Origin of the sequence: Roseateles asaccharophilus, from assembly GCF_031458115.1 — a bacterium.
GTDB lineage: Bacteria > Pseudomonadota > Gammaproteobacteria > Burkholderiales > Burkholderiaceae_C > Pelomonas > Pelomonas asaccharophilus_A.
Genome location: NZ_JAVDXV010000011.1, coordinates 201,005 through 209,031 on the forward strand (window position 1 = coordinate 201,005; position 8,027 = coordinate 209,031).

An 8,027-nucleotide genomic window follows, 5' to 3' on the forward strand; every position below is an offset into this window, starting at 1 on the left:
TACTGCTGCCAAAACCCGGATGCCGGCGGGGCCAGAATCGCCGCCTTGACACCTGTTGCGGATGCTCACCATGCCCCAGATGCTGTTCATCGTCGAACCCATTGGCCAGCGCGCCGAACGCGGCCTGGTGGCCGGAGAAGCGGCCTACCAGCGCATGCTGGACTTCGCGGCCGAGCTGCAGGCCGAGGGGCTGCTGCTGAGCGTCAATTCGCTGGGCAGCGCCGCGCGGCGCACGACCAAGCGCGAAGGCGGCGCCCAGGTGTGGGACGGCCCCTTCGCCGAAGCCAAGGAGATGGTGGGCGGCTACTTCCTGCTGGACACCGAGGACCCCGACGTGGCGATGGCCTGGGCCCAGCGCTGCCCGGCGGCCGAGTGGGCCACGGTCGAGATCCGCGGCGTGGGCCCCTGCTATCTGTAAGCCCCTCGCCCAGCCCGCCGCGCTGAACGCGGGCGGGTCTGGTCGGTCTTGCAGACCGCGCTGCGGCAGTGCCGCAGCCCTTCGGCAGGCACAGGCCGTCCACTGGACGCCCTGTGTCCGGCCTCAGCCCCCGATGGAACGGCTTGGGAGCGGCCCGGCGCTCGGCCCGCACCCCCACGTTTGTAAATCTCCGTAGTTACCCGAGGCGTGTCGAAATCGGGTCGCATGGATCGTCGTGTTCATGAAGGCAGCGACATCGAGCTGCTTCCAACTCAATCAGGAGAGACGACATGCGATTCATCATTCAAGTCCGCGCCACCGACGTCAGCGAGCGTGGCGACAAGCCCGGTCCCGAGTACGCGAAGCTGTTCGAGGAGATGGGTGCCTTCCATGAAGAGATGGCGCGTGCCGGCGTGCTGCTGGACGGCGCGGGCCTGCGCCCCAGCCGCAACGGCTGGCGCCAGCGCTATCACGCCGATGGCCGCCGCGAAATCATCGACGGCCCGTTCGCCGAGGCCAAGGAGCTGATCGCCGGCTACACCATCATCCAGGTGCGTGACGCCGAAGAGGCCCGGGCCTGGGCCAGCCGCTTCCCGGCGCCGTTCGTCGGCATGACCTGCGAGATCGAGGTTCGCCCGCTGTACGAGGAGGCCGACTTCGGCCCCGGCGGCGACATGGAAATCGGCGCCGCCTGAGGAGAGCGACATGAGCAACTTCTCCCTCATCCTCATCTGCCTGGGCGTCGCGCTGCTGATGCTGCTGGCCTATGCCGCGACCAGGCCCAACGAGTTCGCCGTCGAGCGCCGCCTGCGCATCGCCGCGTCCGCCGACAAGCTATGGCCGCTGATCAGCGAGCTGCGTGCCTTCAACCGCTGGAACCCCTACGAGCGCAAGGACCCGCTGATCAAGGGCAACTACACCGGCGCGGCCGGCGGCGTGGGCTCCCGCTACGAGTGGGAAAGCAAGGAGGTGGGCATAGGCAGCATGGAGATCACCCACCAGCAGCCCGGCCGCGCCGTGCAGATGAGCCTGAACTTCGTGACGCCCTTCAAGGCCCACAACCAGGTCGAGTTCGCGCTGAAGCCCACCGCCGACGGCGCGACCGAAGTCAGCTGGCGCATGCACGGCCCGGCCAACTTCATCAGCAAGCTGATGGGCGTCTTCATCAACATGGACAAGATGTGCGGCCGTGACTTCGAGGCCGGCCTGCAGAACCTGCGTCAACTGGCGGAGGTGAAGTGATGAGCCCCGCACGGCCGCCCGAAGGGGCTCAACTCCCGCTCGGCGGGACAGCGCGAAGCGCGAAGGGTGCACGATGAAAGACCTGCAATACGCCATCGACATCGCCGCCCCCGCCGCCCGCGTGTGGGACTGCATGTTCGACCCCATCGCCTACCGCGACTGGACCACCGCCTTCTGCGAGGGCTCCTACTACGAGGGCTCGTGGGAAGCCGGCCGCCGGCTGCGCTTCCTGGACCCGAAGGGCTTCGGCATGGAAGCCGTCGTCGACGAGAGCCAGCCGCACGAGAAGCTGTCGCTGCGCCTGGTGGGCGAGATCAAGGACGGCCGGCCCGTGGCCGACAGCCCGCTGTCGCAGACGCCTGCATTCGAGCGCTACGTGTTCACGGCGCGCCCCGACGGCGGCACCCAGCTCACCGTGCACCTGCAGAGCTGGAACGACGGCTTCACCGACTTCCTCGCCGACAGCTGGCCCAAGGCCTTGCAGCGCCTGAAGACCCTGTCCGAATCTGTTCACTGACCTGCGGAGACAACGATGCACAAGCAGATCTTCATCAACCTGCCCGTCAAGAACCTGCCCGCCAGCAAGGCCTTCTTCGAAGCGATGGGCTACTCGTTCAACCCGCAGTTCACCGACGACAACGCCGCCTGCCTGGTGCTGGGCGAAACGCTGTACGCGATGCTGCTGACCGAACCCTTCTTCAAGGGCTTCACCGCCAAGGCCATCGTGGACGCCAAGGCCGGCACCGAGGTGCTGGTGTGCCTGAGCTGCGAAAGCCGTGACGAGGTGGACAGCCTGGTTGCCAAGGCGAAGAAGGCCGGCGCCGCCGTACCGCGCGAGCCGCAGGACCACGGCTTCATGTACGCCCACGGCTTCGAGGACCTGGATGGCCACATCTGGGAACTGGCCTACATGGCCGGTGAACCACCGCAGGAATGACCCACCCCCTACCGGCTTCGCCGGCCCCCGCAAGGGGGCGCTCCCGACCGGCTGGCAAAGCCAGATCGGTGGGAGCCGCTGGATGAGGTCCGGCGCTTGCGCGCCGAACCGCAAGACGAGGAGATAGCGATGCAGATTCAGAAAGTCACTCCGTTCATCTGGTACGAGCGCGGCGCCGAAGACGCCGTGGCGCATTACGTGAAGGTCTTCGGCGCGGACAAGGCCCGCGTGCTGGACACCCAGCGCTGGGGCGAGAACTCGCCCGGCGCGGCGGGCACGGTGATGCTGGTGCAGTTCGAGCTGTTTGGCGCGCAGATGTCGGCCTTCAATGGCGGCCCCCACTTCAAGCTCACCGAAGCCTTCTCGCTGACCGCCGCCTGCGACGACCAGGCCGAGGTCGACCGCCTGTGGGAGCAGCTGCCCGCCGGCGGAGGCAAGGCGCTGGAATGCGGCTGGGTCAAGGACGCCTGGGGCCTGTGCTGGCAGGTCATCCCCAAGGCCTGGTTCGACATGGTCCGCGATCCCGACCCGGCCCGCGTGCAGCGCGTGTTCCAGGCGGTCTGGACAATGCAGAAGATCGACATCGCCGCGCTCGAGCGCGCCTACCAAGGATGAAGCCCCTCGTCCAAGGAGTAGCTTGGCCGGTCCCCCGCGGGGACGGCGATGCTTGCGGCATTGAGCCGCAAGCACATCGCCAGGACGGGCCGGCTTGGGAGCGGCCCGGCGCTCGGCCCGTGTTCATGGCTCGCCGGGTCGAGGCGCCGTGAGCCATGCGGACATCGCCGCCGGCGTCTGGCGCATCGAGCGCAGTCGCCTCGTGGGCGCGGCAGCCAAGCTGCTGCGCGATCTCGACGAAGCCGAGGACTGCGCGCAGGACGCGCTCATCTCGGCGATGGACACCTGGCCGCGCGACGGCCAGCCCGTCAACCCCGCCGCCTGGCTGATGACCACCACCCGCAACAAGGCGATGGACCGACTGCGCCGCCGCGCGATGCTGGAGCGCGAGCACGAACACCTGGCCGCCGACGACGAGGCCGCCGGCACGCATGTGGTGCCCGATTTCAGCGACGGCCTGGACGCCGCGCGCGACCAGGCCGCCATCGGCGACGAGCAGCTGCGCCTGATCTTCATCGCCTGCCACCCGGTGCTGCCGCGCGAGGCGCAGGTGGCGCTGACGCTGCGCCTGCTCGGCGGGCTGGAGACGGCCGAGATCGCCCGCGCCTTCCTGCAGCCCGAGCCCACCGTGGCCCAGCGCATCGTGCGCGCCAAGAAGGCGCTCAACGGCCAGGCCTACGAGCTGCCCGGGCCGGCCGAGCGCGAGCAGCGCCTGGGCGCGGTGCTGGCCGTCGTCTACCTGATCTTCAACGAGGGTCACAGCGCCGGCAGCGGCGCCAGCCTGTTGCGCCCCGCGCTGTGCGACGAGGCGCTGCGGTTGATCCGCCAGCTGCAGCATTTGCTGCCCGACGACTCGGAAGTGCACGGTCTGGCCGCGCTGCTGGAGATCCAGGCTTCGCGCCTGCCCGCGCGGCTGGATGCGCAGGGCCGCCCCGTGCTGCTGCCCGACCAGGACCGCCGCAAGTGGGACCGCCTGCTGATCCAGCGCGGCCTCGCGGCGCTGGAGCGCGCGCTGCAACTGGGCGAGCCCGGCCCCTACACGCTGCAAGCGGCAATCGCGGCCTGCCATGCGCGCGCCGCGCGCCCGGAGGACACCGACTGGCACGCCATCGTGGGCGGCTACGACCGGCTGCTGGCGCTGAACCCGTCACCCGTCATCGCGCTGAACCGCGCGGTGGCCGTCAGCTTCGCCGACGGCCCGGCCGCCGCGCTGCCGCTGCTGGAGCAGCTAGCCGCCGAACCGCAGCTCAAGCGCTACCCCTTCCTGGCCGGCGCGCAGGCCGACGTGCTGGAACGCCTGGGCCGCATCGGCGAGGCGCGCGACGCCTATCTGCGCGCCGCGGAGTTGCAGGACAACGAGGTGCAGCGGGCGTTGCTGATGGAGAGGGCGAAGCGGTTGGCGAGTTGAGTTGGCGGTGGGCGGGATATGGCTGCATCAGGCTGACAGCGGTCAGTTAGAACCAAGCATCTGCATGACCACTTATGCCGCATTTGCAGACCTCAGTTCGATGGACTTGGCGCCTGTACACGGGCCTGGCACTTGGAAGTACGAGGCAATTGCTCCGACAAACATCGCTAACCGCGCTTGTCACTAGTCAGCCACTCGCTGGAAAGCTGCAAAATCCGCACGTCGCAGGATAGTGACGCGGAACGAGGGGGATGCGGGATGGCTGAAGAAGAAGAGATTAAAAAGCTGATCGGAGTAATCCGGAAATTTAAGCCGGGTGCGAAACTCAAACACTACATCGGCTATGCGCAGTTCCCTAGTTTCAAAAGCCTTGAACCGAGTACGAGGATCGACTTTGATTTTCCTCTAACAGCTTTGGTCGGACCGAACGGCGTCGGAAAAAGCTCGGTCTTGCATGCCTTGTGGGGGATGCCCTATGGTCAATCGACCTCCAAATTTTGGTTTGAGACCGAACTTGATCCAATCGTTGGTACTCAGCGATATTTCTACTCTTACTGGCATGAGCCCTTCGACGGCTTTGTGGAAAGTCGCAAGGCACGGGTTGGCACAAAGAAGGCGGACTATTGGGAGCCGGCTCGCCTAAGTATTCCAGACGGAATGAAACCGTTGCCGGCGGGGGAGTTTGTCGGCAAAGCCAAGGACAGATGGAATCCTGTTCGCCGCGACGTTGTGTACATCAATTTGAAGACGTCTTTTGGGTCTTTCGATAGGTTTTTCTATTTCGATGATGACGTTAAGGCAGATGCGCGTAGGGAGGTGATGCTGCAGGAGGCGCGAAGGCTTCGGTCTGTCGTTGAACAGGATAAGCAAAGCTACATTCTCGGAAATCGGGAACGCATCTTTGTCAATCGGGAATTGACTCAGGACGAGGTTGCTGCCGTTTCGGCGATTTTGGGGCGGACCTACGATTCGGCCAGATATATCGAGCATGCGCTTTATCCGGGTCGCAGGGGCAAGGATATTAGCGTTATCTTTAGGCGCGGAGCATCATATTCAGAAGCATTTGCCGGCAGCGGTGAGTTGACAGCTGTTAACGCAGTTGTCCAGATTTTAGGTGCTCCTGAATATTCCCTAATTCTCTTGGATGAGCCGGAAACTTCTTTGCACCCGGGAGCTCAGCGTGCTTTATTGAAGTTTCTACTTGAGCAAATCAAGCTGAAGGGCCATCAGGTGGTCATTTCAACCCACTCGATGGACTTTCTCGAAGGCTTGCCTCACTCAGCCATAAAGGTATTCGAAAGCAACGGCGCTGGTCAGACAAGAGTTTTGCCGTCTAGTTCGCCCAACTCTGCTTTAGTCAGACTCGGGAAACCGCCGATTAACAAGAAGCGCGTACTCGTTGAAGACCCGATGGCGGCGCTATTAATTGAGCGCGCTATCGACTCACTTGATCCAGGCGACGTTCAATCGCTCGAGATAAAGGTCGCGCCCGGGGGCGCAGACGCGATCCTGCGCTACTTAGGGCCAGCTGCGATGACATCAGGCGACGATGTCTACGTGTTCCTTGATGGTGACCAACGCAAAGTTGGTGACTTCACCGACCCGCACACCATCGCTCCGGTGGCGCACGCCCAGCTGGGTGCATTGCTGAAAGGGGAGACGGGTGTTGACCCGATGTTTCACATTCCCGGGGGACAAGGGGGGGCCGCGCATGAAGCTGCCAAAGTGCAAGCACAGCTCAACTATCTGACGTGGCTGCGGGCTCGAGTCGCCTATCTACCAGGCGTTGTTCCAGAGGAGACTTTTCTCAAGGCCTTGAACCCGGCGGGCGCATACGACAACTTGACGGCCGCAAAGGCCAAGGCGGCCCTTAGGGAGATGCTTGCGAAAAATGTCGATGTGACCGCCAGCGAACTGGTAACGCTCGCCAAAGTGGCCGTTGCGGGCATCCCTCAGGGCCATGAGAATCTCGCCGCAATTCGCCAGCGTATTGGCCTTTGGCTGCACGGAGCGCCTGTCTGACGAAGCCTATCGCCGCGGCGACAATCGGCAGCATGACTGCGAGCAACAGCCACCATCCGATGAGCGAGGGCGCGCCCCCGACCGCAGTAGACCTGTTCAGCGGTTGCGGCGGCTTGAGCCTCGGACTTTTGCGGGCAGGATTTTCGGTGCTGGCAGCCGTCGAGATAGATCCTAAGGCGCAGGAGACCTACCGGCTCAACCACAGGGACGTAGCGCTCTACACGAGCGACATCCGAGCGCTCGATGCCTCCAAAGTCCTTGATGACGTCGGGCTGGGACCGGGGGAGCTTGATCTGCTCGCGGGCTGCCCGCCTTGCCAAGGATTTTCTCGTCTTCGGACGAAGAATCAGCAACCTTCGGTGGACGACGAACGGAACAACCTCGTTGGCGACTTCATGCGCTTCGTGAGGGTGATGTTGCCGAAGACGGTCATGCTCGAGAACGTTCCAGCGCTGGAGAAAGACGAGCGTTTTTTGGCGATGCAGGAGGAGCTGACGAGCCTCGGCTACCGCCTAGTCGTCCATGTACTCAACGCCGCAGAGTATTCGGTTCCCCAGCGGCGTAAACGTCTAATCATGCTTGCGTCTCGTGTACACGACCCAGCAGTCGCGGAAGTTTCTCAGGCTCGAATCACGGTAAGGGATGTGCTGGCGTCTCTAGAAGCACCGTCACGTAGCAGGGACAGGCTTCACTCCTTGCCCGAACGTCGGTCGCAGGCTGTGAAGGATCTGATAAAGCTGATCCCGAAGAACGGTGGTAGCCGGCGGGATCTGAGCGCTGAGCATCAACTCGCGTGTCATCGTCGGACCGATGGGTTCTATGACGTGTATGGGCGTATGGCGTGGGACGAGGTTGCACCGACGATCACCAGTGGCTGTCACAACCCTTCCAAGGGCCGGTTCTTGCATCCTTCTCGGAATCGAACCATCACTCTAAGAGAAGCGGCGATGCTGCAGGGGTTTCCGCGTGACTACCGGTTCGACGTGCGGCACGGTAAGGAGTCGATAGCGCTAATGATCGGCAATGCTCTGCCACCACCGTTCATTGAAGCTCATGCATCGTCGCTTTTGAACGGGCTCCGAGAAGCGATGGATGGAATGCTGGGTGCATTACCCGGCGGCGTGCCGGCTGAATCGCGGCGTTGGTGAGAGTAGCTGGCGAGCAATAGCACGCACTTATCGATACCGAAGCAATGCAGAAATTGGGGAGTGGCACTGGATACGGGCAGTCATGAGCCACCGTCCTCTTTCCTATACCCGACGTTCGCACTTGTATCGTCGCAGGACCTCAGTAAGCAGCCAGCGAACACATGTTGACCGCTGCAGAGCGTTCGGTCAGATGGCTGGCACCCAGTGATGAGGCAGCAACTCGTCGATTGCGCAGGC

9 protein-coding genes are annotated in these 8,027 nt (G+C 63.8%); all 9 read left to right on the plus strand.

Annotation, left to right across the window (positions count from 1 at the left end; translation table 11 throughout):
* Positions 1-70: 70 nt before the first annotated feature.
* Complete coding sequence (locus J2X21_RS24895; protein ID WP_310332836.1) at positions 71-418, plus strand: YciI family protein; 348 nt, start codon at positions 71-73, stop codon at positions 416-418.
* Positions 419-708: 290 nt separating this feature from the next.
* The gene (locus J2X21_RS24900) at positions 709-1,113 is read left to right on the plus strand and encodes a YciI family protein (RefSeq protein WP_310332837.1); all 405 of its coding nucleotides are present in this window, start codon (positions 709-711) and stop codon (positions 1,111-1,113) included.
* A 10-nt stretch (positions 1,114-1,123) separates the two neighbouring features.
* Positions 1,124-1,660, plus strand: coding sequence for an SRPBCC family protein (locus J2X21_RS24905; protein WP_310332838.1), 537 nt, complete (start codon positions 1,124-1,126; stop codon positions 1,658-1,660).
* A gap of 73 nt (positions 1,661-1,733) precedes the next feature.
* A complete protein-coding gene (locus J2X21_RS24910; protein ID WP_310332839.1) occupies positions 1,734-2,177 on the plus strand; it encodes an SRPBCC family protein in 444 nt (147 codons plus the stop codon).
* A gap of 15 nt (positions 2,178-2,192) precedes the next feature.
* Entirely contained in the window at positions 2,193-2,597 is a 405-nt protein-coding gene (locus tag J2X21_RS24915; RefSeq protein ID WP_310332840.1) for a VOC family protein, read from the plus strand.
* Positions 2,598-2,726: 129 nt separating this feature from the next.
* On the plus strand, positions 2,727-3,212 hold the full coding sequence (locus J2X21_RS24920; protein ID WP_310332841.1) for a VOC family protein: 486 nt from the start codon (positions 2,727-2,729) through the stop codon (positions 3,210-3,212).
* Positions 3,213-3,360: 148 nt separating this feature from the next.
* Positions 3,361-4,620, plus strand: a complete 1,260-nt coding sequence (locus tag J2X21_RS24925) for an RNA polymerase sigma factor (RefSeq protein ID WP_310332842.1) — start codon at positions 3,361-3,363, stop codon at positions 4,618-4,620.
* A gap of 258 nt (positions 4,621-4,878) precedes the next feature.
* Positions 4,879-6,642: an ATP-dependent nuclease gene (locus tag J2X21_RS24930; protein WP_310332843.1), complete on the plus strand. Its 1,764-nt coding sequence runs from the start codon at positions 4,879-4,881 to the stop codon at positions 6,640-6,642.
* 32 nt (positions 6,643-6,674) lie between these two features.
* Positions 6,675-7,790, plus strand: coding sequence for a DNA cytosine methyltransferase (locus tag J2X21_RS24935; RefSeq protein WP_310332844.1), 1,116 nt, complete (start codon positions 6,675-6,677; stop codon positions 7,788-7,790).
* The last annotated feature ends 237 nt before the right edge of the window (positions 7,791-8,027 follow it).

What these genes read in the sequence shown, in the direction of transcription:
- J2X21_RS24895 (WP_310332836.1), top strand. Translation starts at nt 71, where the DNA reads ATGCCCCAGATGCTGTTCATCGTCGAACCCATTGGCCAGCGCGCCGAA.
- J2X21_RS24900 (WP_310332837.1), top strand. Translation starts at nt 709, where the DNA reads ATGCGATTCATCATTCAAGTCCGCGCCACCGACGTCAGCGAGCGTGGC.
- J2X21_RS24905 (WP_310332838.1), top strand. Translation starts at nt 1,124, where the DNA reads ATGAGCAACTTCTCCCTCATCCTCATCTGCCTGGGCGTCGCGCTGCTG.
- J2X21_RS24910 (WP_310332839.1), top strand. Translation starts at nt 1,734, where the DNA reads ATGAAAGACCTGCAATACGCCATCGACATCGCCGCCCCCGCCGCCCGC.
- J2X21_RS24915 (WP_310332840.1), top strand. Translation starts at nt 2,193, where the DNA reads ATGCACAAGCAGATCTTCATCAACCTGCCCGTCAAGAACCTGCCCGCC.
- J2X21_RS24920 (WP_310332841.1), top strand. Translation starts at nt 2,727, where the DNA reads ATGCAGATTCAGAAAGTCACTCCGTTCATCTGGTACGAGCGCGGCGCC.
- J2X21_RS24930 (WP_310332843.1), top strand. Translation starts at nt 4,879, where the DNA reads ATGGCTGAAGAAGAAGAGATTAAAAAGCTGATCGGAGTAATCCGGAAA.
- J2X21_RS24935 (WP_310332844.1), top strand. Translation starts at nt 6,675, where the DNA reads ATGACTGCGAGCAACAGCCACCATCCGATGAGCGAGGGCGCGCCCCCG.